Genomic DNA, 25,288 nt, shown 5'->3' with positions numbered 1-25,288 from the left:
GAATGAGCACATGCTCCCACCGCTCGCAGATCTGCTCGCCTCGGCCAGGGTCGTCTCGCTTCCGATGCATACCCGCTTCCGCGGAGTGGACACCCGAGAGGCCCTGCTCTTCGAAGGCCCCGAGGGGTGGGCAGAGTTCTCTCCGTTCCTGGAGTATTCGGATGCCGAAGCAGCGACGTGGCTCGCTGCAGCGATCGACTTCGCGTGGCGGCCGCAGCCCGCAGCCCTGCGCGAGCGCATCGGTGTGAACGCCACGATCCCCGCCATCGAGGCGGCGCGGGTCGCCGAGGTGCTGGCCCGCTTCGCCGGGTGCCGCACCGCGAAGGTCAAGGTCGCAGAGCCCGGACAGACGCTGGCGGACGACGTCGCCCGCGTACGAGCCGTGCGAGAGGCGATGGGTCCGGAAGGGCGCATCCGTGTGGATGCCAACGGGGCCTGGAACGTCGACGAGGCCGAGCATGCGGTGCACGCTCTCAACGAGTTCGATCTCGAGTATGTCGAGCAGCCCTGCGCCACGGTGCCCGAGCTCGCCGAGCTGCGCACCCGCGTGAAGTACATGGGCATCCCGGTCGCGGCAGACGAGAGCATCCGCAAGTCGTCCGACCCGCTCGCAGTCGCTCGGGAGAAGGCCGCCGACCTGCTCGTGATCAAGGCGCAGCCGCTGGGGGGAATCACCCATGCGCTGCAGATCATCACCGCAGCCGGCCTGCCCGTAGTCGTCTCGAGCGCGCTCGACACCGCGATCGGGATCTCGCAGGGGGCGGCACTGGCCGCTGCACTCCCCACACTCGACTACGACTGTGGGCTCGGCACCGCATCCCTGTTCCTCGACGACGTCGCCGACCTGCGGCCGGTCGACGGCTCGATCTCGGCAGAGCGGGTCGTTCCGGGTGCTGCGGCGCTCACCCGACTCGCCGCCTCAGCCGATCGTCGCGACTGGTGGCTCGATCGCCTCAGCCGCTGCTACGAAACGCTCACCGCGCGCTGAGCCGCGCTCATCTGCAGGCCGAGCATCTCCCTCACTCGGCGAGCAGCAGCTGCACGAGCCTGCCCAGCTCCTCGCTGCTCGCGTGCCGCAGCTGATCGGAGTCCTGGCCGGCCATCGCACCGCGAACGGTCATGCCCTCCCAGAGGATCATGAGCATGCGCGCGGCCTCCTCGGCCGGAACCTTCAGCTCGAGTGAGCTGACCGAGACGATGTCCGTGATGATCACGGCGATGCTCGAGACCATCTCGCGCTCCTGCACGAGGTAGGCCGCGCCGAACTGATGATCGCGCAGCGCGCGGATGCGGATCTCGCTCATCAGCATCACGCCGAGTCGGTCGTCACCGCCCGCGTCCATGATGCGCTGGACGAGCTCGACAGGGTCGCACCCCTCTGAGAGGCCGCCCTCTGCGGCGATCTCCTCGACGCGCGCGCGCACCCCGTTGACGCGCTGCTCGCCGACACTGCCGGCGAGCATCAGGAAGAGCTCGTCCTTGGACTCGAAGTTCGAGTAGAACGCTCCACGCGTGAATCCGGCGCGGTCGCAGACCGCTTCGACCGAGGCGCCGTCGAGGCCGACCTCTGCGAAGACCTGCGCAGCGGCATCGAGAAGCCTGGCTCGCGTGTTCTCCCGGCTGCGGGTGGCGGGTGTCGTCATCGATCCATCTTTCCACTGGGTTCCTGAGCCTGTCGAAGGATCTCACACCCCGCACACAGACTCCGGGGCACGGATCACCTTACGATACAGGTATGTATTGGATACACCTGTGTATCCAACCCGTATTCCCTGAGGAGCCTCGTGTCCACACTCCTGTCCTCGCTCGGCCGCTGGTCTTACCGGCACCCGTGGCGCGTCCTCGTCTCCTGGCTTCTCGCGCTCGGCATCGCCGGCGCCGGCGCGCTCGTGCTCGGGGCAGGAACGGACAACTCGTTCTCCATCCCGGGGACCGAGTCCCAGGCGGGTCTCGAGCAGCTCAACCGCTCCTTCCCCGCGGTCAGCGGAACCAGCGCGCAGATCATCGTGGTCGCCGCGGATGGCGACTCGATCACAGACGATGCCTATCAGAACGACATCGAGGATGCTGTCGACCAGCTCACCGACCTCGATGATTCTGTGCTCTCGGCCACCTCTCCGTTCGACGAGATGGTCAGCGGGATGATCAACGACGACGAGACCGCAGGCATCATCCGTCTGCAGTTCGACGGTCAGGCCAGCGATGTGTCGGAGGAGACGCAGGACGACCTGCGAGCCGTCGTGGCCCAACTCGCCGACGAGCTTCCGGACGGATCGCAGACCTCTCTCGGTGGCGAACTGTTCGCCACCTCCATCCCCGGTGTCACACTGACCGAGGCCGTGGGTCTGCTCATCGCGTTGCTCGTGCTGATCGTGACCTTCCGCTCGTTCGTCGTCGCAGGGCTCCCGCTGCTCACCGCGGTGCTCGGCGTGGGCATCTCGATGGCCGGTATCTTCGCCGCGACCGCCTTCGCCACGGTATCGTCGACCACTCCTCTCCTCGCCCTCATGCTCGGCCTCGCGGTCGGCATCGACTACGCGCTGTTCATCATGGCCAGGCACCAGGATCAGGTCCGCGAGGGGGTCGACCCCGAGGAATCCACCGCCCGCGCCGTCGGCACAGCCGGCTCTGCGGTGGTGTTCGCGGGCGTGACCGTGCTGATCGCCCTGATCGGACTCGGGTTCGCCGGCATCCCGTTCCTGACGACCATGGGCATCGCGGCATCCGCCGCCGTCGCGGTGGCCGTCGCGATCGCGGTGACGCTCACCCCTGCGCTGCTGGGATTCATGAAGGGCCGTGTCGCGGGCCGGCCCCGCAAGACCCGAAAGGCGAAGGAGGGCAAGCCTGCTCCCGCTCCGCGTGTGCGATTCAGCGAGCGCTGGGTGACCGGCGTGACCAGGCGCCCGATACTCGTCTCACTCGCGGTCGTGATCGGCCTCGGCATCATCGCGGTGCCGGCGCTGAGCCTGAACCTCGCGCTGCCCAACGCCGGTGTGCTGCCGAAGGATTCCGAAGCGCGCCAGAGCTACGACCTCGTCGCAGAGGAGTTCGGCCCCGGCTTCAACGGGCCGATGATCCTCACGGGCACGATCGTCACCTCGACCGATCCGCTCACGCTGATGGAGGACCTCGGTGACGAGGTCGCCGAGATCGACGGCGTCAAAGAGGTCGCCCTCGCAACGCCGAACGAGACGGCCGACACCGGCATCGTGCAGATCATCCCCGAGACGGCACCTGACGACCCCGCCACGGCCGAACTCGTGCGCGAGCTGCGATCGCACCACGACGAGTGGCTCGAAGAATTCGGCATCGACCTCAAGGTCACCGGCTTCACAGCGGTCGGCATCGACATCTCCGACCAACTGGGCAACGCACTGCTGCCCTTCGGCATCTTCGTGATCGGCCTGTCGCTGATCCTGCTCACGATCGTCTTCCGCTCGCTCTGGGTGCCGATCACCGCAGCCGCCGGTTATCTGCTGTCGATCGTGGCCGCCTTCGGCATCGTCGGCGCGGTGTTCGAATGGGGCTGGTTCGCCGATGCCCTGCACGTCGCCAAGGTGGGCCCGATCATCAGCTTCATGCCGATCATCCTGATGGGCGTGCTGTTCGGACTCGCGATGGACTATCAGGTCTTCCTGGTGTCGCGGATGCGCGAGGACTTCGTGCACGACCCCGCCCTTCGACACGCTCAGGGACCCCGATCTGCGAACCGGGCCACGCGTCGCGCCGCCGCACTGCGAGCCGTGCGCAGCGGCTTCACGGGATCTGCGAAGGTGGTGACCGCAGCCGGACTCATCATGTTCGCCGTGTTCGTGGCGTTCGTCCCCGAAGGCGACTCCTCGCTCAAGCCCATCGCGCTGGGCCTCGCGGCCGGCATCGCGATCGATGCGTTCCTGGTGCGGATGACGCTGATCCCGGCTCTCATGGCCATTCTCGGCGAGCGCGCATGGGAGATCCCGGCGTGGCTGGAGAAGATCCTCCCGAGCGTCGACATCGAGGGCGAGGCGGTCGAACGCGAGCGTCACCTGGCCGAATGGCCGGGAGACGACTCGGTCGTGGCCGCCGACGATCTCTCGGTGACGGATGCCGGCATCGACCGCCTCCACCTGCGCCTCGCTCCCGGTGGGTCCGCCGTGCTCACCAGCTCGTCTGCCGGCGCGCTCCGCGCCCTGGCGCTGATGATCGCCGGCCGTGCGACCCCCGACGACGGACGCCTCCGGGTCGCCGGCCACCTGCTGCCGGGGCGAGCAGCGTGGGTACGCGCGCACGTCGGAGCAGTCATGACCACGGATGCCGGAAGCCTGTCGGCCGACCTCTCGGAGGCGCTGCGCGGGCGGCCCGCGCTCGTGGTGATCGACGCAGCCGACCGGCTGTCGCGCCCCGAACGCGATCAGCTCGCAGCACGACTGCGTGACTCCCGCAGCACGACCGCGATCCTGCTCACTGCTCTCGACGCCGAGGTCGGCCTCGAGATCCTCGCAGACGCCGGCCGCACCACCGCCGGCGTCATCGACATCGACGCACCCGCAGCACAGACACGACCCGAGTCCACGGTGCCCCGCACCGCAGACGGCACCACCGAATCGACCGAGGTGAACGCATGACCCTCCCCATCGAACGCGCCCGCTCGCGCAAGCCCATCACGTGGCTGACCGTCCTCGGCATCCTGCTGCTGCCTGCAGCCGTAGGCGGCATCCTGGTCGCCGCACTGCAGAACCCGACAGAGCGTCTCGACTCGATGACTGCTGCGATCGTCAACCTCGACGAGCCGGTGGAGATCGAGGGCCAGCTGACTCCGCTGGGGCGGCAGCTCGCGTCGGGACTCGTCGAAGGATCCGACGACCTCGACTCCAACCTCACCTGGGTGATCTCGAACGAGGATGACGCGGCCGACGGGCTCGCTGACGGGTCGTATCAGGCCGTCATCACGATCCCCGAGGACTTCTCCGCTGCCGCGACCTCGGCAGGGCAGGCGGTGTCAGACGGCGGAGGTGACGCCGAGCAGGCGACCATCCAGGTCACCACGCCGGACGACGGGCTCGTCGCCGACGATCTCATCACCAGTCAGATCGCGAATGTGGCCGCTTCGAGCATGGGCACACTGCTGTCGGAGGCCACCACCGAGAACATCCTCGTCGGCTTCACCACGATCGGCGATCAGATCGGAGAGGCCGCCGACGGCGCCGCCCAGCTGGCCACCGGCGCACGGGATGCAGCGACGGGCGCGGCCGCGATCCCCGACGGCGCGACACAGCTCGCCTCTGGCGCCACCGAACTCGGAAACGGCGCCTCGTCGCTCGCCTCCGGACTCGACACGCTCGCGTCGAAGACCCGCGAGGCTGCGGGTGGAGCGGGCCAGATCGGCACCGGGCTGACCGCGGGGGCGACGGAGCTGAGCACCCAGGCAGGGCAGATGCCCGCGCTCGTCGGGGCGATCTCGACCGGAACCGACGCCGCGACCGACGCTGCGACGAAGACCGCGACGCTCGCACAGACGCTCGGAACGATGGCGGCGAGTTGCGACCCCGCCGTCTCCGGAGAACTGTGCGCTCAGCTCGCCACCGAGGCAGCGAACGCGGCGGACGCCGCGAAGGCCGCCGGAACGGCATCGGGCTATCTCACGGCCGTCGAACCGCAGATCGCCACCCTTCCCGGTGCGTTCACGGCCCTCGCGACCCAGCTCGGTGACGCGGGTGCCGGTGCGACGAGTCTCGCGGACGGCCTGAACCAGTTGGCATCCCAGGGTCTCGACGAGTCCGCCGCCGGTGCCCGAGCACTGTCGACCGGAGCCGTTCAGCTGTCCGATGGGACGACCGAGCTCGCGACCGGCGCTGCCGAGCTCGCGACCGGCCTCGACACCCTCGCCACCGGAACCGGTGATCTCGCCGGGGGCCTGCGCACCGCATCCGACTCCCTCCCCTCGTTCAGCGACACCGAGTCGACCTCGCTCGCCTCGGTGATCGCCGACCCTGTGGCGTCGAAGGGCGCCGACGGAGCCACGATCTTCGGCCCGACCGCCATCCCGCTGCTGGCGGCAGTGGTGCTGTGGTTCGGCGCTCTCGCCTCGTTCCTCGTGATGCGGGCGCACACCGCGCGCACTCTCACGTCGCGGCGCTCATCTGCGGGACTCGCGCTGCGCGCCTTCGCCCCGGCCGCCGCCATCGGCGCCGCTCAGGGCCTGCTGGTCTCACTGATCGTGCAGATCGTCGCGAGCTACGATGCCGCGACCTGGTGGGCGTTCGCCGGCATCGCCGTGCTGGCCGGTGTCGTGTTCGCAGCCGTCAACCAGGCGCTCGTCGCCCTCTTCGGCGGCATCGGTCGCTGGATCAGCGCCCTCGTCGGAGTGCTCGCGATCGCGACAGGGCTGATCTCGACCGTGCCAGGCTGGCTGGCGGATCTCGGCGCTGCCCTGCCCACAGCCCCCGCGTTCGCCGGTCTGATCGCCGCGAACGGAGGCGCGGCCGCCGGCCTCATCGTGTGGGGTGTGCTCTCGCTCGTCGCGACCACCGTCGCGGTCGCCCTGCGTCGCACGACGTCAGTGAGAGCGGCTGTCGCGACGGCCTGAGCCCCCGCTCCGGGCCTCCGCCCGGGCACATCCTCGGACCACACCAGCCGACGCGCCGCGCCACGTTCTCGATGCGCGGCGCGTCGTCGTCGATCTCCGAAGTCGTGCCCGTCAGGGCAGAGACGGTATTCGGACACGCACCTGCGCACGTACGATCAGAAGATGCGTCGCCCGTTCATGACCTCTCCCGCCCAGCTCGAGTCACTCGAGGGTCAGCAGTATCTCGTGCTGCGCCCGACGAGAGCGGTCTCGGACGTCTACCGGGCTGAGCAGAGGTCAGCCCTCGGCCGGATGGACGCGCCGCACCCGCATACCGAGCACGTCACGCTTCGCGCATTCCACGAGCCTGAGCGCCGCGAAGAACTGCTCTCCCTGATCCGCGAATGGGCGGTGGCTCAGCGCCCGATCGAGGTCGTCGCCGAGGCCGTCGACGTGTTTCCGGCACCATGGCAGGTCGTCATCCTGCGCCTGAGACGGACACCTTCGCTGGTGTCGGCGTACGCGAATCTCAGTGAGGCTCTCGAGAGCACCGACTTCCAGCGGCTGGACGAGCGCAGCACGGAGGACTGGACGTTCCACCTGTCGGTGATCTACGCGAAGACGCTCGCACCCGCGGCGTGGACCGAGCTGTCGCACAAATCCCGTCGCTCGCTCAGCTCACGCCCCGCCGAGACCATCAGCGAGGCCGAGCTCGTCTGGTACGAAGACGGCGTCGAGCACTCCGAAGTGATCCCGTTCGGGCTGCGCTCGTTCAGATGAGGCCCGCTCGGGCGCTCAGCTGAGGCCCGAATAGGCGTGCAGACCCTTGAAGAAGACGTTGACGATCGTGAAGTTGAACAGCACGGCCGAGAAGCCGACGATCGCCAGCCACGCCGACGGGTTGCCCCGCCAGCCGCGGGTCGCACGCGCATGGATGTATCCGGCGTAGAGCACCCAGATGACGAAGGTCCAGGTCTCCTTGACGTCGAAGCCCCAGAAGCGGCTCCACGCGTAGTAGGCCCAGATCGAACCGGCGATGAGCGTGAACGTCCAGAGGATGAAGCCGATGATCGTGAAACGGTAGGCCATGCTCTCGAGGCGCTCCGAACCCGGGAAGGTGCGCAGGAACCCGGGACCGGTCTTCTCGGCGCCCTCCGAGATCAGCCGTTCGCGGCGGGACTGCATCAGCTGGATCACCGACAGCGCGAAGGCCAGGGCGAAGAACGCGGTGCCGAGGGAAGCCACGAAGACGTGGATCACGAGCCACACGCTCTTGAGCGGGTCCATCAGAGGCGAGACCTCGACGTAGAAGTTCGTGGCCGAGAGCCCCAGCAGCACGACGACGAGACCCGTGATGAACGTGCCGAGGAAGCGAAGATCGATGCGCGTCAGGACCACGAGGAACACCGCGACGATCAGCAACGTGCCCATCATCGCGAACTCGTAGAGGTTGGCCCAGGGCACGCGCCCGGCCGCGAAACCGCGCGTGAGCGTGGCGGCGAGGTGGAAGATGAAGGCGAGGACGGTGAGTGAGGTGCCGATGCGGGCCATCACGAAACGCTGGGGGGCGACCGCGGAGTCGGATGCCGACCCGCCCTTCGCTCCCTTGGCACCACGCGTCCCCGCTCCGGCACCGACCAGTTCGAACTCCCGCACGCTCGCCGCGTCTGCGGAAAGCTGCGACCGGCGGGCGAGGTCGAAGGCGTAGGCCACGAAGGCCGCAGCGTAGATCGCGATCGCCGTCCACAGCAGGATCGGCGAGATCACTTCGAGATCGAACATGGTGTCAGTCTACTTTCGGGGTGTCGGATGCGGGGCGCTCAGGGCCACCCTCGCGGACGTTCTCGGACGCCGTTTCAGCCTGGTCTGGATCGATGACGGTCGGCACCGCCGTCGTCACTCCTGCCGCGTCCATCAGACGCGTGTGACCGGCCACGAGGTCGTCGACAGCCGTGGCGAGCGTCGGGTCCTCGCCACGCGCAAGCCCGGCATACTCGAGGGAGACGACGCCATCGGCTGCCGTCGCCTTGACCCAGACCCGGCGCCGAGGGATGAACAGAGCGAGCATGAGTCCGCCGAGCGCGAGAAGCGCGAAGCCCAGAACCCACGGCCCCGACGCGTCGCGGTGGATCTGCAGCGAGGCGAAGCGTTTGACCGATTGCGACGCGTCGGTGGCCCCCGCCGGCGACTCGTCCTCGAAGGTCACGGTTCCGAGTCCGTTCGGCAGGTCGGCCGTGCCACCGGGGGCCAGCTCGATCGACTCGAGATCGGTCGTGCGTCCGGTCACCTTCGTCATGTCCGAGGTGTCGAGCACATAGACCGAACGCGGCACGCCCTCATTGATGCCGAGATCGCCGGTGTACACGTCGAGCGTGAGGGTCGGGTTGGTCAGATCGCCGAAGCCCGAGAAGAACGCACCGGTGTCGAGCACGCCCGTTGTCGGGTAGAAGAAGCCGACGAGACCGATCTGCTCGCTGAGGCCGTCGGGGATCTTGATGACGCCGAGCGAGGTCATGTTGTTGTCCTGCGGCAGGAACGGCGTGCTGTTCGTGAACACGACCTCCCCGTCGGGGTCGCGGACCGTGATCGTCGGGGCGTAGCCGTTGCCGAGCAGGAAGACGTTGTCGTCGGCGACGCCGAGAGGCTCGTTGACCTTGACCGAGCCGGTGCGCTCCTCGCCGTTCTCCTGCACGGTGACGTTGGCCGAGAAGTCACCGGCCTGACCCGAGCCGGGCTCGCCGAAGGGCTGGTAGGTGACGTCGAAGCTGTCGAGGCGCATCGAGTACGGCGCGAGGGCGCCGTCGCTGACGAAGCGGCCGCGGTTCATCGAGTCGTAGTCGAGCAGCGTGTTGGCGAACGTCTCACCCTCGACCAGCACTCGCTGGCCCGTGTAGGCGAACCCGCCCCCGAGGCCCACCGTGATCAACACGCCGACGAGGGCCAGGTGGAAGAGGAGATTGCCGGTCTCGCGCCAGTAGCCGCGCTCGGCCGAGACCGACGCGGTGCGACCCGCGTCATAGCGCTCCACTCGGTATCCGAGAGCCTTGAGCTGTTTCGTCGCGATGTCGATCGTCGCCGCCGCGTCGGCGGGTGCGTCCGTCGACGCGCGATCGACCGCGCGGAAGTCGGCGAGCCGCTTCAGTCGTGCGGGAGTGCGGGGCGGTCGGGCCTGCAGCGCCTTGGCGTGGTGCCGGATGCGCGGGATCACGCAGCCGACGAGGGAGGCGAACAACAGCAGGTAGATCGCCGAGAACCACGGTGACAGATACACGTCGAACAGCTTCAGCGAGTCGAGCACCGGGAACAGATCGGGGTTGTTGCGCTCCCACTCCGTGACGCCGTTGGGGTCGGCCATCCGCTGCGGGAAGATCGAGCCGGGGATCGCCGCGATCGCGAGCACGAGCAGCAGGATCAGCGCGGTGCGCATCGAGGTCAGCTGACGCCAGCCCCAGCGCAGCCAGCCCACGAAGCCGAGGCGCGGCTGGGTGATCGATTCCTCACCATCGACGTGGTCTGACGGTCGGAGCGGATCGCTGGACCTCTCGGTTGTGCTTCTCACGTCATCCTTCCGATGCGTCGTGTTCTCATCAGAACGGGAGGGGGACACTGCCGATCACCACCGTGAGTCGCGACATGATGTCGGTCCAGAGCCCGGTCACCATCAGCACACCGAGGACGATCAGCAGCACGCCGCCGATGATGTTCACGACGCGGATGTGGCGACGGAGGAATCCGACCGTCTTCGTGGCCCACCCGAAGCCCAGGGCGACGAGCAGGAACGGGATGCCGAGGCCGAGCGAGTAGGCGAGGCCGAGGAATCCGGCGCGCACCGGATCGCCGGCGTTGAACGAGAGAGCGATGATCGCGCCGAGCGTCGGCCCCATGCACGGAGCCCAGCCGATTCCGAGAGCGACTCCCAGCAGCGGTGCGCCGATGATGCCCGCCTTGGAATCGACGTGGAACCGGATCTCGCGCTGCGCGAAGCCGAAAGCGCCCAGGAAGATCAGGCCCATGACGATGATGAAGACTCCGAGGATGCGGGTGATCAGGTCACCCCAGCGGAGGAAGAAGACGCCGAACGTGCCGCTGAGCACCGTGTAGAGGATGAAGACGACGGTGAAACCCAGGATGAAGAGCAGGACGCCGAGCACGAGTCGGCTGCGGGCAGGAGCCTCGACCGTCGAGGCGGCGGTGCCGTCCGTGGTGCTCGCCGCGCGGCGAGGAGTCACCGCTCCTCCGAGGAATCCGAGGTAGCCGGGCACCAACGGCAGCACGCACGGCGAGAGGAAGGAGACGAGCCCGGCGAGCATCGCGACAGGGATCGCGAGCCACAGGGCTCCCGATCCGATGATGGCTTCGGGGTTCACGCCGCTCCCGAGAGACTCACGAGTCCTCCGAGAGCGCGTCCTTGACGAGCGTCGAGAGGATCGAGGTGCCGTCGATCGGCCCGATGATGCGTGCGGCGACTCGGCCCTGCTTGTCGAGCACGAGGGTGGTCGGCGTCGCCTGGATAGGCACCGACGATACGAAGGCGAGCTTCGCCTCGGCGGTGTCGACATCGATGAGACTCGGGTAGGTCACACCGAACTCCGCCGAGAACGCCTTGGCGGTGTCGGCCTGATCACGGGTGTTGATCCCCAGGAAGGCGACGTCGTCTCCGCCGTGCTCCTGCCACACACTCTCGAGGTCTTCTGCCTCGAGCCGACACGGCGCGCAACCCGCGTACCAGAAGTTGACGACCGTCACCTTGCCCGCGAGTTCGGAGCTGCTGAAGTCGTCGCCGTTCTCGGTCACGCCGCCGAAATCGACGACGGGTTCACCGCGCTCGGCGACCGGGATCTCGACGATCGCTCCGTCGGCCGCGACGTAGCCGGGATTGTCACCACTCAGGAACGAATCGTTCACGGGATCGGGAGCGCAGGCGCTCAGACCGATGGCTAGTACCGCGGCGAGCGCGGCACCGACCGCGCGGCGAGAAGGCCGGATGCGGGAGGGGCGGCCGCTGCGGATCGGAAGAACCGTCGAGGCGAGTGGCACGATTCCCATTTTACGCGGGGGTTCCTATGCATGGGCCGGACGCCCTCGGCCGTCGAGCGACGCTCCGCCGGTCTCGTCGTCGAACGGGCGGCGCCTTGCCGATGCGTGATCTCCCTAGATGTTGGATCCGGAGGTGCGGGCACGGAGGTGGATGCGCTTCCCGTCCTTGCTGAAGATCGACAGGAACTCGGTCGGTCCGGTCCCGGCGACTCCCAGCCAGTGGGGGATGCGCGTATCGAAGTCGGCGGCTTCGCCGGGGCCGAGGACGACATCCTGCTCGCCGAGCACGAGGCGCAGACGCCCGGACAGCACGTACAGCCACTCCTGTCCGTCGTGGACCTGCGGCTGAGGCGTCACCACGACCCCCGCGGGATTCGCGGGAAGCGTCACCTTGTAGGTCTGGACCGGGCTCATCTCGGGCGAGAGGGACTCGTACCAGACCTCTCCGGCACGTTTCGTCTTGCGCGCGACACGCGGATCGGGAGCCGTTCGCGGCACCAGGTCGTCGAGCTCCAGGCGCAGGGCGCGGGCGATCGGGATCACCAGCTCGAGGTTCGGAGCGCGTTTGCCTGCCTCCAGGCGCGACAGCGTGCTCGAAGAGATGCCCGTCACACGCGAGAGCTCCACGAGAGTCATGCTGCGCTTCTCCCGCCACCCCTTCAGCCTGGGGCCGATGAGCGCGAGGGTGCCGTCAGGCATGCGATCTCCTTCTTGCCGTTTCAGCATCGATTGTTGCCGATCCGCCAAGGCTAGCGGACTCTGGGACCATGACAAGCGATTCCTCGACCTTCTCACCCACCGACACCGCACGCAGCAGCTCGACCACGATTCCGTCGGGCGATCGATGGGACGTCATCATCATCGGTGGAGGTGCTGCCGGCCTGAGCGCCGCACTCATCCTGGCGCGTGCGCGCCGACGGGTGCTGGTCCTCGACGGCGGCCAGCCTCGCAACCGCTTCGCGCCGCACATGCACGGCGTGCTGAGTCGCGACGGCTACTCCCCTCTTGACCTCGTGAACGACGGCTACCGCGAGGTGCGCTCCGCCAACGGAGTCATCCGCACCGCACGCGTCGTCGAGACCCGTTCGTCTGACGGCGGTTTCGACGTCGTCACCGAATCCGGGGCGGTCGAGAGCGCGCATCGCCTCATCGTGGCGACAGGCGCCCGCGACGTGCTTCCGTCGATCCCTGGCCTCAGTGAGCAGTGGGGACGCGGAGTCGTGGCCTGCCCGTACTGCGACGGCTACGAGGCGAAGGGTCGCGCCGTCGGCGTCCTCCTCGGATCGGCGGCGGGAGTGCACAAGGCGCACATGATCCTCCCCTACTCCCCGGACGTCACCGTCTTCACCGCACTGTCCGGCCCTCTGCCCGTCGACGACCGTCGCCTGCTCGAGCATCGGGGCGTACGACTCGAGGATCGCGCCGTCTCGCGGGTCGTCGTCGACGCGGATCGTCTCACCGGACTCGCGCTCGACGACGGCACCGTCGTGCCGCTCGACGTCGTGTTCGCCGAGCCCGCGTTCGCGCCGCTTGACGACCCCCTGCGCCAGCTGGGCGCCGATCGCGTCGACACGCCCATGGGGCAGTGCGTCGAGGTGGATGCCTTCGGACGCACGAGCGTCGCAGGAGTGTGGGCAGTCGGCAACGCCGTCAATCCGGGAGCCCTGGTGCCGATCGCTATGGGGGCCGGGGCCACCGCGGCGCTGACCGTCAACGGTGAGATCATCGCCGAAGAGGTCGCCACCGCATCCGCAGCACTGGCCGAGGTTCGGAGGGGATGAAGGAGATGCACCACGATCACGCACGGGCGGACGTCGACGCGTTTGACTTCTGGGAGAACCGCTACCGCACCGGCCGCGGCGACGACGGTCGCATGTGGAGCGGTAGGGTCAACGCGACCGTCGCGGCTCAGGTGACCGGACTGACGCCGGGCAGCGCACTCGAGCTCGGGTGCGGCGAGGGCGCAGACGCGCTCTGGCTCGCGGGACACGGGTGGAAGGTCACGGCCGTCGATCTCTCCACCGCAGCTCTCGAGGTCGCCGCGCTGCACGCGACGCGTGAGGGACTCGCCGACCGCGTGACGTGGCAGCGGGCCGACCTCACCACGTGGCATCCGACACAGGAGTACGACCTCGTGACATCGGCGTTCCTGCACTCCCCGTTCGAGTTCCCCCGCGAGGCCATCCTGCGCCGGGCGGTCGCGGCGGTGGCACCCGGCGGCCGACTGCTGGTCGTCGGCCATGCGGCGTCCCCTCCGGGGTCCGGCCATGAGCACGATCCGGACGCTCCGCCGCTTCCCACTCCCGCCGAGGTCCTCGCATCTCTCGACCTCGGCGAGGACTGGATCGTCGAGTCGAACACCACCGTCCAGCGTGACGCCGCACGCGGTGGGCACGACGTCACTCTGCTCGACGCGGTCGTGCGGGTGCGTCGTCCGATGCACTGATGCCGACCGGGGTACCCGAGGGTCAGACAGCTCCTACGTCGACCGCGCCCCCGGTGGCCGCGGGTTCGGCGTAGGCGACCTCTCGCCACACGTCGCCGACGAGTTCGAAGGATGTCACGCTCGACAGCGCGCAGCGACGGGTGCGGGGGTCGTGCTGCAGCGGCAGACCCGCGACGCGCAGGTGGGTGATCCAGATCGGCGCCTGGTGCGACACCATCACGAGATCACCGCCGTCGGCGGACCTCCAGGCCTCACCCATGGCGCTCAGCATCCGCTCGGCGATCGAGGCGTAGGGCTCGCCCCAGCTCGGCAGCGACGGCTGACGCAGGTGCCACCAGTTGAGCGGGTTCATCAGCGAGCGGCGCATCTGCGTGCCCTCGAACACGTTCGTCGGCTCGATGATGCGGATGTCGATCTCAGGCACCAGGTCGAATCGCGCCGCGAACGGCTCGGCCGATTCCTGTGCGCGCTCCAGCGGTGAGGAGTACAGCGCGGCCACCGGCCTGTCGAGCGAGGCGACGTGATCGGCGGCCGCCTGCGCCATCTCCCGCCCGGCACTGCTCAGGTGATAATCGGGCAGCCGACCATAGAGCACGCGCTTCGGATTGTGCACCTCGCCATGACGGACGAGGTGCAGTCGGGACGCCCCCACGTCAGACCGCGCGGTAGCGGGACTCGCCGAAGCCGAGGATCAGATACCCGATGTACTGGAAGACGAAGAGCAGGAAGAACGAGAAGAGTCCCCCCTTGCCGAACCGCTCGCCGAGCTTGATCGCGACGATGATCCCGAAGACGAAACCGACGATCGGGATGAGATAGAGCAGAGCGAGCCAGCCGGACATCCCGGCGATCTTGACGAGGAACACGATGTTGACGATGGGGATGATCGCGAGGATGCCGGGGTACCCGGCCTTCGTGAACACCTTCCACAGGCCGATGACGACGAGGACGTAGAAGACGAGGACGATGAGGCCCGTCGTGCCGGAGAAGATCGAAGCGTACAGATCCGAGATGCCGTTGGAGTCCATGATGACCCTTTCGCTGGTCGAGCGGCTGTCGTGGCGATCCTACTGACCGATATGCCACCGGCGGAGGAGGCGACACCGTCCCCGTAGAATGGGCGGGTTCATCATTTCCCAGATCAGGAGGAATCCTCCGTGCTTCGCACCCACTCGGCAGGCTCACTGCGAGCCGAGCATATCGGTCAGACCGTCACCCTTTCGGGTTGGGTCGATCGCCGTCGTGATCACGGAGGAGTCGCATTCATCGATCTTCGGGACGCATCGGGCATCGCCCAGGTCGTCATCCGCGATGAGGAGATCGCGCACCCGCTGCGCAACGAGTTCGTCCTCAAGGTCACCGGAGAGGTCTCCCGTCGCCCCGAGGGCAACGCGAACCCGAACCTGCCGACCGGCGAGATCGAGCTCATCGCGACCGACGTCGAGGTGCTGAACGAGTCCGCTCCCCTGCCGTTCCAGGTGTCGACGGCTGTCGCCGACACCGAGACGGTCGGCGAGGAGGCGCGCCTCAAGTACCGCTATCTCGACCTTCGTCGCCCCGCGGCGGCATCCGCTCTGCGTCTGCGCTCGAACGTCTACAAGGCCGTCCGAGACGTGCTGCACGGCGAGGACTTCACCGAGGTCGAGACCCCGACGCTCACCCGCTCGACGCCGGAGGGTGCTCGCGACTTCGTCGTGCCCGCCCGCCTGCACCCTGGCAGCTGGTACGCCCTGCCGCAGTCGCCGCAGCTGTTCAAGCAGCTGCTCATGGTCGGCGGTGTCGAGAAGTACTACCAGATCGCGCGCTGCTACCGCGATGAGGACTTCCGCGCCGACCGCCAGCCGGAGTTCACGCAGCTCGACATCGAGATGAGCTTCGTCGACCAGGAAGACGTCATCACGCTGATGGAGACGCTCATCCAGGCGATGTGGAAGACCATCGGCGTCGAGGTGCAGACCCCGCTGCCGCGCCTGACCTACGCCGACGCCATGGCGAAGTATGGTTCGGACAAGCCCGACCTGCGCTTCGGACTCGAGCTCGTCGAGGCCACCGAGTACTTCGCGAACACCCCGTTCCGCGTCTTCCAGGCCGAGTACGTCGGTGCCGTCGTCATGCCGGGCGGCGCGAGCCAGCCGCGCAAGCAGCTCGACGCGTGGCAGGACTGGGCCAAGCAGCGCGGCGCCCGCGGTCTCGCCTACGTGCTCTTCAACGAGGACGGATCGCTCGGCGGCCCCGCTGCCAAGAACCTGTCCGAGGCCGAGCAGGCCGGCCTGGCGGAGTTCGTCGGCGCCTCCGCAGGTGACTGTGTCTTCTTCGCCGCCGGATCGACCAAGGAGAGTCGCGCTCTTCTCGGCGCTGCCCGCGTCGAGATCGGCCGCCGTCTCGGCTACCTGACCCCCGACGAGTTCGCGTTCACCTGGGTCGTCGACGCCCCGATGTTCGAGCCGGCAGCGGATGCCGTGGCATCGGGTGACGTCGCCGTCGGCGCCGGAGCCTGGACCGCCGTGCACCACGCGTTCACCGGACCGAAGCCGGAGTTCCAGGACACGTTCGACACCGACCCCGGTTCCGCCCTCGCCTATGCGTACGACATCGTGTGCAACGGCTCGGAGCTCGGTGGCGGCTCGATCCGCATCCACCGCGAAGACGTGCAGAAGCGCGTGTTCGAGGTCATGGGCATCAGCGACGAGGTCGCGCAGGAGCAGTTCGGGTTCCTGCTCGACGCGTTCAAGTTCGGCGCCCCGCCCCACGGCGGAATCGCGCTCGGCATGGACCGCGTGCTGCAGCATCTGTCGAAGACCGAGTCGATCCGCGACGTCATCGCGTTCCCGAAGTCGGGCAACGGCTTCGACCCGCTGACGGCCGCACCCGCTCCGATCACGCCCGAGCAGCGGGCCGAGGCCGGCGTCGACTTCGAGCCCGAGGACGACGAGGCCTGATCTTCGTGCACTGAGGCCCTCTCCTGCTCCGGCGGGAGGGGGCCTCTTCGTATGGCCCTGCGCCGCCGTGGCCGCACGCTGAACAAGTCAAAGTACGCCTCCGAAGTCCGAATCCCCGCGATTCGGACTTGCGAAGCGCAATCGGACTTACGAGGCGCACGCACGGACGGACGCTCAGGGCAGGGATGCGAGTGCCGGGGCGATGTTCTCGTTCCACACGTCGACTCCGAGTTTTGCGATGAGCGCGACGACGACCACGAGGAACACGACGCGGATGAACGTCGTTCCGCGTGAGATCGCCATCCGCGAGCCGAGATAGCTGCCGGCGACGTTCGCGATCGCGAGGATGCCGCCGAGCAGCCACAGCACCGCGCCGTGCGGGATGAAGAGCAGCAGGGCGCCGGTGTTCGTCGCGAGGTTCACGATCTTCGCCTTCGCGCTCGCCTGCAGGAAGTCGTAGCCGAGCAGCGCGACGAGCGAGATCACCAGGAACGTGCCCGTTCCCGGTCCGATGAGTCCGTCGTAGAAGCCGATCACGAGTCCCGCGAGTCCGGCCATGACGTGGTGCTTGTGACCGCTGAAGCGCAGCCGCGTCGCTGCGCCCATCTGCGGGCGGAACGCCGTGAAGAGCGCCACAGCGAGCAGAGCCACGACGATGATCGGCTTGAAAGCCGCGGCGGGCAGAATGGTCGCGACCGCTGCTCCTCCGAACGACCCGGCGAGCGCGATCGCCGCCATCGGAAGGGCCGTGCGGATGTCGGGCTTCGCTCTTCGGTAATAGGTGACGCTGCTCGTGGCAGTGCCGAACACGGAGGCGAGCTTGTTCGTCGCGAGCGCCTGGATCGGCGTGATGCCCGGGATCAGCAACAGGGCAGGCAGCTGCAGCAGCCCTCCGCCGCCCACGACGGCGTCGATCCACCCTGCGGCGAACGCCGCGATGACGATGAGGATGAGGGTTCCCCAGGTGAGCTGCTCGAGCCCCAGCATCCCACCGATGTCCATCCGTCCAGGATGTCAGACTGCACGGCGTCTCGAACGCCACGGCGGTGCGACCCGCCACGCTTCGGACATCTCGCGTTCACCGGGGCCGCGATGATCGGCAACCCGCGGCTCATAGTGTCCTCTCGCAACCCGAATCCGGCGCGCAACGCCGGGCACCGAGAGGACCCTGATGACCAACTTCCACCGCCGCGCGCGCATCGGCGCCGGCATCGCCCTGTTCACCACCGCAGCGCTCGGCCTCACCGCCTGCGCGACGGGCGCTGAGGCCCCGGCCGCCGGCAGCGACGAGGTCGACGCCGCAGCAGCCACCTCCGTCGAGGACTTCGGCTCCTTCGCCGAGCTCGAAGAGGCTGCCAAGGCCGAGGGCCAGCTCAACGTCATCGCCCTTCCGCGCGACTGGGCCAACTACGGCGACATCATCGACCTCTTCGCCGAGAAGTACCCCGAGATCACGATCAACGAGGCATCGCCCGACGTGTCGAGCGCTGAGGAGATCCAGGCCGCGAAGACGAACGAGGGCCTCGACACCGCACCCGACGTGTTCGACCTCGGCCTCACGGTCGCCCTGCAGAACACCGACGTGTTCGCCCCGTACCAGGTGCAGACGTGGGACGACATCCCCGACGCGCTCAAGGAGCCGGCCGGACTCTTCGTCGGCGACTACGGCGGGTACATGTCGATCGGCTACGACTCGTCGAAGTTCGACGCTCCCGAATCGCTCGACGACCTGAAGGGCGCCGCCTACAAGGGTGCCGTCGCCATCAACGGCGACCCGACCCAGGCCGGTGCGGCGTTCGCCGCTGTGGGCCTCGCCACTGTGCAGTCCGACGGCACGCTCGACGACTTCCAGCCGGGCATCGACTTCTTCTCCGACATGCAGAAGGCCGGCAACCTGCTCAAGGTCGACGTCACCACGGCGACCGTCGCGAGCGGCGAGACCCCTGTCGTCTTCGACTGGGACTACCTGAACGCCTCGCACAAGGCCGACAACGAGAACTGGGAAGTCGTCGTCTTCGACGGCACCGGCTATGCCGGCTACTACAACCAGGCGATCAACAAGGATGCCCCGAACCCGGCAGCCGCACGCCTGTGGCAGGAGTTCCTCTACAGCGACGAGGTGCAGAACCTGTGGCTCAAGGGCGGCGCACGCCCGGCGCGCATGGAGGCCATGACCGAGGCCGGCACGATCGACGCCGACCTGGCCGCGGCTCTTCCCGAGGTCCCGAGCGAGACGGTCGTGCCGACCGAGGAGCAGTCGACGAACGCCGGCACGCTGCTCGGCGAGAAGTGGGCAGCGGCGGTCCAGTGACCACTGCCACCACGACGGGGGCGGATGCCACGGCATCCGCCCCCGTCCCCCTCACTCCGGCCGGCGCCGTGCCCGTCATCTCGGGGCCCCGGCGCTCGGCGTCGTCAGCGGCCTGGCTCGGTCTCGTGCCCTTCGCCGCATACGTGCTGCTCTTCCTCGCCGTGCCGACGATCCTCGCGATCGGCTCGGGCTTCTTCACGAAGGACGGCTCGTTCACGTGGGCGAACGTCTCGGCCCTCGGCGACCCCGTCGTCCTCACCACCTTCGCGAACTCGGCCGGGCTGTCGCTGCTGACCGCCGTCGTCGGCGCGCTCGTCGGAGCGCTCGTCTGCTATGCCCTCCTCGGCATGAACCCCGACGGCCCGGTCCGCTCGACGGTGGATGCCGCGGCCGGCGTGCTCGCGCAATTCGGTGGCGTGATGCTCGCGTTCGCCTTCATCGCCACGATCGGCATCCAGGGCGTCGTGACGCTCTTCCTCAAGAACGACCTCGGGTTCGACATCTTCGCGAACGGCACCTGGCTCTACGAACTGCCCGGACTGATCCTGCCGTACATCTACTTCCAGATCCCTCTCATGGTGATCACGTTCATGCCCGCCCTCGCCGCGTTGAAGCCGCAGTGGGCCGAGGCGAACCTCACGCTCGGCGGCACCAGCTCGAGCTTCTGGCTGCGCATCGGCATCCCGGTGCTCGCCCCCTCCTTTCTCGCGAGCCTGCTGCTGCTGTTCGCGAACGCGTTCTCTTCGTACGCCACGGCCGCGGCCCTCGCGAGCCAGGGCGCGCAGATCGTTCCGCTGCAGATCCGCGCGGCGCTCACCAGCGAGACCGTGCTCGGCCGCGAGAACCTGGCCGGCGCACTCGCGCTGGGCATGATCGTGATCGTGGGAATCGTCATGGCCCTGTACTCGCTCATCCAACGACGAGCCGCGAGGTGGCAGTCATGAATCGTCTCGGCCCCTCTCTCGCGACCCGCTGGATCATCGGCATCGTCGTCGGCGCCTTCTTCGCCATCCCGTTGATCTCCACGTTCCTCTACACGCTGCGCCAGAGCGACGGAACCCTCGGACTCGAGCGTTGGGCAGCGCTGTTCGACCCCGAGAAGTCGGCGGCGATCAGGCCCATCTGGATGGGTCTCGGCAACTCGCTGATCCTCGCCGTCGTGACGGTGGCCATCGTGCTGCTGCTGCTCGCACCCACGATGATCCTGGTGAACCTGCGCTTCGCCAAGCTCCGGCCCGTGTTCGAGTTCGCGGTGCTGCTGCCGATCTCGATCCCCGCGATCGTGCTGGTCGTCGGACTCGCGCCGATCTACCTGCAGATCGGGCGCGCACTCGGCACCGGCACGTGGACGCTGGCTTTCGCCTACGGCATCACGGTGCTGCCGTTCGCGTACCGCTCGATCCAGGCCTCCATCGACGCAGCCGACATGCGCACCCTCGCCGAAGCCGCGCGATCGCTCGGTGCGAGCTGGCCGACCGTCGTGCTCACGGTGCTCGCACCGAACCTGAGGCAGGGGCTGTTGGCGGCGTCGCTGATCTCGATCGCCGTCGTGCTCGGAGAGTTCACGATCGCTTCGCTCCTGAATCGCCAGGTGTTCCAGACGGCCATGGTGGTCGTCCAGAAACAGGATGCCTACGCTCCCGCGATCTTCACCCTGCTGGCGCTGCTGTTCGTCTTCCTTCTGCTCCTGCTCATCGGCCGCCTCGCTCGCGGCAACGGAAAGGCCCGCTCATGACCCTCCCCGACACCGCCGACAACATGCTGCTCGCCGAGGCCGGCGAGGGCACCCGCGTGCAGCTGCAGGGCATCGTGAAGAGCTACTCGGGCAACACCGTGCTGCACGGCGTCGACCTCGACATCGCGCCCGGTGAGTTCGTCTCTCTGCTCGGCCCCTCGGGCTGCGGCAAGACCACTCTGCTGCGTGTGCTCGCCGGTCTCGAGGGTCTCGACGGCGGCGCGGTGCTGCTCGACGGCGGAGACGTCTCGCGGGTGCCGACCAACAAGCGCGACATCGGCATGGTCTTCCAGTCGTATTCGCTGTTCCCTCACCTGCGCGTCGCGGAGAACACCGCGTTCGGGCTACGGCGTCGCGGGGTGGGCAAGGCCGAGGCCGCCAAGCGGGCTCTCGATGCTCTGGCGCTGGTGGGCCTCGCCCACTTCGCCGACCGCTTCCCGCATCAGCTCTCCGGCGGTCAGCAGCAGCGCGTCGCGCTCGCCCGCGCACTGGTGACCGAGCCGAAGGTGCTGCTGCTCGACGAGCCGCTCTCCGCCCTCGACGCCAAGGTGCGCGTGCAGCTGCGAGACGAGATCCGCCGCATCCAGCTTCGGCTCGGCATCACGACCGTCTTCGTCACGCACGACCAGGAGGAGGCCTTGGCTGTCTCCGACCGGATCGCCGTGATGAACGCCGGGACCATCGAGCAGATCGGCACTCCCGAGCAGCTCTACACGACACCCTCGACGGCGGGTGTCGCCGCATTCGTCGGTCTCTCGAGCGTCGTGTCGGGCGTCGCCGAGGGCGATCATGTCGTGGTGTGGGGCCAGAAGCTCCCCCTGCAGTCGCCGGCCGACGGGCCCGTCGACGTCTACCTGCGTCCGGAGAACGTGCACTTCGCGTCTGAGGCGGATGCCGCGACCGACGCCCTCGTGCAGGAGAGCACGTTCCTGGGCAGCATGCGCCGCACGCTCGTGCGCACAGAATCTGGCGAGCTGGTGCGCCTGCAGCATGCTCCCGGTATCCACCCGGCCTTCGGAGATCGGGTGCGCATCGCTGTAGCGCCCGAGCCTGTGGCGGTGCATCCTCGCGGCTGACTCGCCGCCGACGCGCATACAGAGACCCTCTCCTGCTGGATCAGCGGGAGGGGGTCTCCGAATGCGCGGGTGATCCGAGGATCAGAGCACGCGCGCCAGGAAGTCCTGAGTACGCGGATGCTGGGGGTTGCCGAGCACCTCGCGCGGGTCGCCCTCTTCGACGATGTGTCCGCCGTCCATGAAGATCAGGCGCGACCCGACCTCGCGAGCGAAGCCCATCTCGTGCGTGACGACCAGCATGGTCATCCCCTCATCGGCGAGCGAGCGCATCACCTGCAGCACCTCGCCCACGAGCTCGGGATCGAGCGCCGAGGTCGGCTCGTCGAACAGCATCATGTCGGGGTTCATGCACAGCGCACGCGCGATCGCGACGCGCTGCTGCTGACCGCCTGACAGGTGCCCGGGAAAGGCGTCTGCCTTCTCGGAGAGTCCGACGCGACCGAGCATCTCTTTCGCGACTCTCTCGGCCTCGGCCTTCGACCGCTTCTTCACGCGCTGCTGCGCGATCATGAGGTTGCCCATCACATCGAGGTGGGGGAACAGGTTGAAGCTCTGGAACACCATGCCGATGCGCGTGCGCACCCGGTCGATGTCGACATCGACGTCGGTGATGTCGATGCCCTCGATGAGCACCTTGCCGCCGGTGGGCTCTTCGAGCAGATTCACCGAGCGCAGCAGCGTCGACTTGCCGGAGCCCGACGGGCCGATGATGCAGACGACCTCGCCCTTCGCGACGGTGAGGTCGATGCCTTTGAGCACCTCGTTGTCGCCGAAGCTCTTCACGAGCCCCTGCAGGTCGATCGCCGGCGCGTGGACGTCAATCAGATCGGTGATCATCGCTGCCTCGACATCCTTCGTTCCAGGTACGCGCTGAAGCGCGTGAGGGGGATCGTCACGATCAGGTAGAGGGCCGCCGCCATGATCAGCGGCGTTCCGTTCGCGTTCTGCGTGCTCGCATCGCGGGCGAAGTTCGTGAGCTCCTTCGACCAGATGTAGGACCCCGCGACGAAGAGGAGTGAGGTGTCCTTCAGCAGGAGCACGAACTCGTTGGTCAGCGGCGGGATGATGATGCGGAACCCCTGTGGCACGACGATCCAGAACGTCGTCTTCATGGGCGACATGCCGAGCGAGCGTGCCGCTTCGGTCTGCCCCTTCGGCACTGCCTGGATACCCGCGCGGATCGTCTCGGCCATGTACGCCGACGCCACCAGGATCAGACCGATCAGTCCGAGCACGACCGGGCCGCCGAGCTTGGTTCCCGGCACGCCGAGTCCGATCGGCAGGATGAAGGCGATGGCGAAGATCGTGAGGATCGCGGGAAGCCCGCGGAACAGCTCGATCCATGCCGTCGCGAGCCACCGGAAGGGCCCGATGCTCGACAGCTTCATGAGCGCCAGCAGGATGCCGAGCAGCAGACCTCCCGCGAACGCGACCGCCGTGAACCACAGTGTGTTGACGAGCGCCGTCGTGATGATGCCCGGGAGCATCTCGGCTGCGACCTCGGGGTTGAAGTACAGCTGCGCGATGCGCGCCCAGTCGGTGCTGACGATCAGCCAGACGGCAACCGCGATCAGCACCGCATAGACGGTGTACCTGTACAGCTTGCTCTTCGTGGTGCGCCTCAACGCCATTGTCAAGGTCTCCCTGTCCTACGTCGCTCGCCGATTACTTCGCGGTGAAGTAGGTGTCGTAGATCGTCTGGTAGTCGCCGCTGTCGCGCAGGTCCTGCAGCGCACCGTCGATCGCCTCGCGCAGCGCATCCTTCTCGCCCTTCGCGTACGCGAAGCCGTAGGACTCGCCGGTCTCGTACTCCTCGACGATCTTGTAGGCACTGTCGGCCTTCTCGTGCTCGAGGTTCACCGGCTGGTCCTGCAGGATCGCGTCGATCTGGCCGGCCTGCATCGCGGGCCACAGCTCACCGTCCGACGGGTACTGCACGAGCTGGGCGCCCTCGGCGTTCTCGGTCGCGTATGCCTCGCCCGTGGTGCCCTGCTGCACGCCGACGTTCTTGCCTGAGAGGTCGTCGATCGACTCGATGCCCGAGTCGGTGCGCACCAGCAGCGACTGCAGCGACTCGTAGTACGGCTCGGAGAAGTCGATGTTCGCCTTGCGCTCGTCGGTGATGGTCATCGCCGATGCGCCGATGTCGCACTGACCGGCGGCGAGCGTGGTGCCCGACTGCAGTGCGTCGAATCCGACGTCCTGCACTGCGAGCTCGAGGTCGAGCTCCGTGGCGATCGCGTCGAGCAGATCGATGTCGAAGCCGGTGTAGCCGGTGCCGTTGTCGCCGCCCTCGAACTCGAACGGAGCGTAGGGGATGTCGGAGCACACCGTCAGCGTGCCCGCCTCGATGAGGCCGTACTCGTCGCCGGCCGCGGGCTCGCCCGAGCCTGCGTCTCCGCTGCCCGTCGCGCAGCCGGCGAGGGCGAGAGTGGCGGTCGCGGCGAGCGCGATCCCGGCGATGATGTTGCGACGGCGCATGTCAGCTCCTGAACGATGAGGGAGTGGTTGCCCACGGGTAGGAGAACATCTAAACATGCACCACCCGGCCGAACCGGTCGTCGGCCGCCTTCTGCGGATCACATTTGTGTTGCAAGTGTGACGGGATATGACATGGCTCGCGACCGGCGCAGCACCGATTGTTCACCTTGCCTGAGTATCCTCTGTGCCAACACCCGCGCGGACGCGCTCGGGTCGTACAGGAGGACCGACCATGGCCAAGAAGACCCCCGCCCAGCGAAACGCCGAGGCAGCGCTCGATGCCGCCAAGGACGCCGCGAAGGACGCGAAGAAGCTGATCAAGACCCTTCCGAAGAAGGCTGCCAAGAAGCTCAAGCCCCTCGTCGAGGACGCGAAGGATGCCTCGAACGCGTCGAAGAAGAAGATCGCCGACCGGCCGAAGAAGGTCGCGAAGTCGGCCACCGCCGCCACCGAGCGGCTTCAGGAGGCCACGGCGCGTCTGCAGGCTCCGAAGAAGACGGACAAGAAGAAGGTCGCCAAGAAGGACGCGAAGCAGTCGGCACCGAAGAAGGACGCGAAGAAGTCCGACGCGAAGAAGCCCGCCGCACCGGCGTCGGTCCCCGCGTCCGAATTGAGCGATCTCACGGTCGTCGAGCTCCGGGCCCGTGCCCGCGCCGAGGGCCGCACCGGCTACTCGCGACTGTCGAAGGCCGCGTTGCTCGACCTCCTTGCGAACTGAC

Annotated in this window: 24 protein-coding genes; 12 read left to right on the top strand and 12 right to left on the bottom strand. The window is 67.9% G+C overall.

Translation table 11 applies throughout. The annotated features are described in order from the left end of the window. Positions 1-10: 10 nt before the first annotated feature. Positions 11-988, top strand: a complete 978-nt coding sequence (locus tag ACIOU8_RS08840) for an o-succinylbenzoate synthase (protein ID WP_400788230.1) — start codon at positions 11-13, stop codon at positions 986-988. A 31-nt stretch (positions 989-1,019) separates the two neighbouring features. On the opposite strand, the gene ACIOU8_RS08835 is transcribed toward ACIOU8_RS08840, so the two are convergent. Further along, positions 1,020-1,643: a TetR/AcrR family transcriptional regulator gene (locus ACIOU8_RS08835; protein ID WP_400788228.1), complete on the bottom strand. Its 624-nt coding sequence runs from the start codon at positions 1,641-1,643 to the stop codon at positions 1,020-1,022. A gap of 141 nt (positions 1,644-1,784) precedes the next feature. On the opposite strand from ACIOU8_RS08835, the gene ACIOU8_RS08830 reads away from it, so the two are divergent. The 3 genes from ACIOU8_RS08830 to ACIOU8_RS08820 all read left to right on the top strand — a co-directional run bounded on the left by ACIOU8_RS08830 (position 1,785) and on the right by ACIOU8_RS08820 (position 7,324). After that, on the top strand, positions 1,785-4,604 hold the full coding sequence (locus ACIOU8_RS08830) for an MMPL family transporter (protein WP_400788226.1): 2,820 nt from the start codon (positions 1,785-1,787) through the stop codon (positions 4,602-4,604). Next, entirely contained in the window at positions 4,601-6,565 is a 1,965-nt protein-coding gene (locus ACIOU8_RS08825) for a YhgE/Pip domain-containing protein (RefSeq protein WP_400788224.1), read from the top strand. Before ACIOU8_RS08830 ends, ACIOU8_RS08825 begins: the two co-directional genes overlap by 4 nt. A 162-nt stretch (positions 6,566-6,727) precedes the next feature. Beyond that, positions 6,728-7,324 carry a 2'-5' RNA ligase family protein gene (locus ACIOU8_RS08820; protein WP_400788221.1) on the top strand — a complete coding sequence of 199 codons (597 nt, stop codon included), beginning with the start codon at positions 6,728-6,730 and terminating at the stop codon, positions 7,322-7,324. 15 nt (positions 7,325-7,339) lie between these two features. Here ACIOU8_RS08820 and ccsB read toward each other — a convergent pair whose 3' ends face one another. The 5 genes from ccsB to ACIOU8_RS08795 form a co-directional block, all read right to left on the bottom strand. Beyond that, on the bottom strand, positions 7,340-8,326 hold the full coding sequence (gene ccsB / locus ACIOU8_RS08815; RefSeq protein ID WP_400788219.1) for a c-type cytochrome biogenesis protein CcsB: 987 nt from the start codon (positions 8,324-8,326) through the stop codon (positions 7,340-7,342). Positions 8,327-8,330: 4 nt separating this feature from the next. Continuing rightward, positions 8,331-10,103: a cytochrome c biogenesis protein ResB gene (locus ACIOU8_RS08810; protein WP_400788217.1), complete on the bottom strand. Its 1,773-nt coding sequence runs from the start codon at positions 10,101-10,103 to the stop codon at positions 8,331-8,333. A 28-nt stretch (positions 10,104-10,131) separates the two neighbouring features. Further along, complete coding sequence (locus tag ACIOU8_RS08805) at positions 10,132-10,911, bottom strand: cytochrome c biogenesis CcdA family protein (RefSeq protein ID WP_400788215.1); 780 nt, start codon at positions 10,909-10,911, stop codon at positions 10,132-10,134. A 16-nt stretch (positions 10,912-10,927) separates the two neighbouring features. Beyond that, positions 10,928-11,581 (bottom strand): TlpA family protein disulfide reductase, encoded by a 654-nt coding sequence (locus ACIOU8_RS08800; RefSeq protein WP_400788213.1) that lies wholly within the window; start codon positions 11,579-11,581, stop codon positions 10,928-10,930. A 114-nt stretch (positions 11,582-11,695) separates the two neighbouring features. Continuing rightward, a complete protein-coding gene (locus ACIOU8_RS08795) occupies positions 11,696-12,280 on the bottom strand; it encodes a helix-turn-helix domain-containing protein (protein ID WP_400788211.1) in 585 nt (194 codons plus the stop codon). A gap of 68 nt (positions 12,281-12,348) precedes the next feature. On the opposite strand from ACIOU8_RS08795, the gene ACIOU8_RS08790 reads away from it, so the two are divergent. Continuing rightward, positions 12,349-13,362 carry an NAD(P)/FAD-dependent oxidoreductase gene (locus tag ACIOU8_RS08790; protein ID WP_400788210.1) on the top strand — a complete coding sequence of 338 codons (1,014 nt, stop codon included), beginning with the start codon at positions 12,349-12,351 and terminating at the stop codon, positions 13,360-13,362. Next, positions 13,359-14,027: an SAM-dependent methyltransferase gene (locus tag ACIOU8_RS08785; RefSeq protein ID WP_400788208.1), complete on the top strand. Its 669-nt coding sequence runs from the start codon at positions 13,359-13,361 to the stop codon at positions 14,025-14,027. Before ACIOU8_RS08790 ends, ACIOU8_RS08785 begins: the two co-directional genes overlap by 4 nt. A gap of 22 nt (positions 14,028-14,049) precedes the next feature. Here ACIOU8_RS08785 and ACIOU8_RS08780 read toward each other — a convergent pair whose 3' ends face one another. After that, entirely contained in the window at positions 14,050-14,679 is a 630-nt protein-coding gene (locus ACIOU8_RS08780; protein WP_400788206.1) for a histidine phosphatase family protein, read from the bottom strand. Between the two features lies 1 nt (position 14,680). Continuing rightward, positions 14,681-15,055, bottom strand: coding sequence for a DUF5684 domain-containing protein (locus ACIOU8_RS08775; protein ID WP_400788203.1), 375 nt, complete (start codon positions 15,053-15,055; stop codon positions 14,681-14,683). Positions 15,056-15,184: 129 nt separating this feature from the next. Between ACIOU8_RS08775 and aspS the strand changes: the two genes are divergently transcribed. Next, the gene (gene aspS / locus ACIOU8_RS08770; protein ID WP_400788201.1) at positions 15,185-16,966 is read left to right on the top strand and encodes an aspartate--tRNA ligase; all 1,782 of its coding nucleotides are present in this window, start codon (positions 15,185-15,187) and stop codon (positions 16,964-16,966) included. Between the two features lie 174 nt (positions 16,967-17,140). On the opposite strand, the gene ACIOU8_RS08765 is transcribed toward aspS, so the two are convergent. After that, entirely contained in the window at positions 17,141-17,968 is an 828-nt protein-coding gene (locus tag ACIOU8_RS08765) for a sulfite exporter TauE/SafE family protein (RefSeq protein WP_400788199.1), read from the bottom strand. Between the two features lie 169 nt (positions 17,969-18,137). Here ACIOU8_RS08765 and ACIOU8_RS08760 point away from each other — a divergent pair, with 169 nt between their 5' ends. From ACIOU8_RS08760 to ACIOU8_RS08745, 4 genes are read left to right on the top strand one after another with little or no spacing between them, the layout of a single operon-like run. Then, on the top strand, positions 18,138-19,277 hold the full coding sequence (locus tag ACIOU8_RS08760) for an ABC transporter substrate-binding protein (protein WP_400788197.1): 1,140 nt from the start codon (positions 18,138-18,140) through the stop codon (positions 19,275-19,277). Beyond that, entirely contained in the window at positions 19,274-20,221 is a 948-nt protein-coding gene (locus tag ACIOU8_RS08755) for an ABC transporter permease (RefSeq protein ID WP_400788195.1), read from the top strand. The genes ACIOU8_RS08760 and ACIOU8_RS08755 overlap by 4 nt, the downstream gene beginning before the upstream one ends. Next, complete coding sequence (locus tag ACIOU8_RS08750) at positions 20,218-21,012, top strand: ABC transporter permease (RefSeq protein ID WP_400788192.1); 795 nt, start codon at positions 20,218-20,220, stop codon at positions 21,010-21,012. Before ACIOU8_RS08755 ends, ACIOU8_RS08750 begins: the two co-directional genes overlap by 4 nt. Further along, positions 21,009-22,088, top strand: coding sequence for an ABC transporter ATP-binding protein (locus tag ACIOU8_RS08745; RefSeq protein ID WP_400788190.1), 1,080 nt, complete (start codon positions 21,009-21,011; stop codon positions 22,086-22,088). The genes ACIOU8_RS08750 and ACIOU8_RS08745 overlap by 4 nt, the downstream gene beginning before the upstream one ends. 81 nt (positions 22,089-22,169) lie before the next feature. Here ACIOU8_RS08745 and ACIOU8_RS08740 read toward each other — a convergent pair whose 3' ends face one another. From ACIOU8_RS08740 to ACIOU8_RS08730, 3 genes are read right to left on the bottom strand one after another with little or no spacing between them, the layout of a single operon-like run. Next, a complete protein-coding gene (locus tag ACIOU8_RS08740; RefSeq protein WP_400788188.1) occupies positions 22,170-22,925 on the bottom strand; it encodes an amino acid ABC transporter ATP-binding protein in 756 nt (251 codons plus the stop codon). After that, positions 22,922-23,719, bottom strand: coding sequence for an amino acid ABC transporter permease (locus ACIOU8_RS08735; RefSeq protein WP_400788185.1), 798 nt, complete (start codon positions 23,717-23,719; stop codon positions 22,922-22,924). The genes ACIOU8_RS08740 and ACIOU8_RS08735 overlap by 4 nt, the downstream gene beginning before the upstream one ends. Positions 23,720-23,753: 34 nt before the next feature. Then, positions 23,754-24,569 (bottom strand): transporter substrate-binding domain-containing protein, encoded by an 816-nt coding sequence (locus ACIOU8_RS08730; protein ID WP_400788183.1) that lies wholly within the window; start codon positions 24,567-24,569, stop codon positions 23,754-23,756. A 232-nt stretch (positions 24,570-24,801) separates the two neighbouring features. Between ACIOU8_RS08730 and ACIOU8_RS08725 the strand changes: the two genes are divergently transcribed. Further along, positions 24,802-25,287, top strand: a complete 486-nt coding sequence (locus ACIOU8_RS08725) for a hypothetical protein (protein ID WP_400788181.1) — start codon at positions 24,802-24,804, stop codon at positions 25,285-25,287. The last annotated feature ends 1 nt before the right edge of the window (position 25,288 follow it).

The organism is Microbacterium sp. NPDC087589, assembly GCF_044743635.1.
Classification (GTDB): Bacteria; Actinomycetota; Actinomycetes; order Actinomycetales; family Microbacteriaceae; genus Microbacterium.
This window is presented reverse-complemented; position numbering and strand designations above follow the sequence as displayed.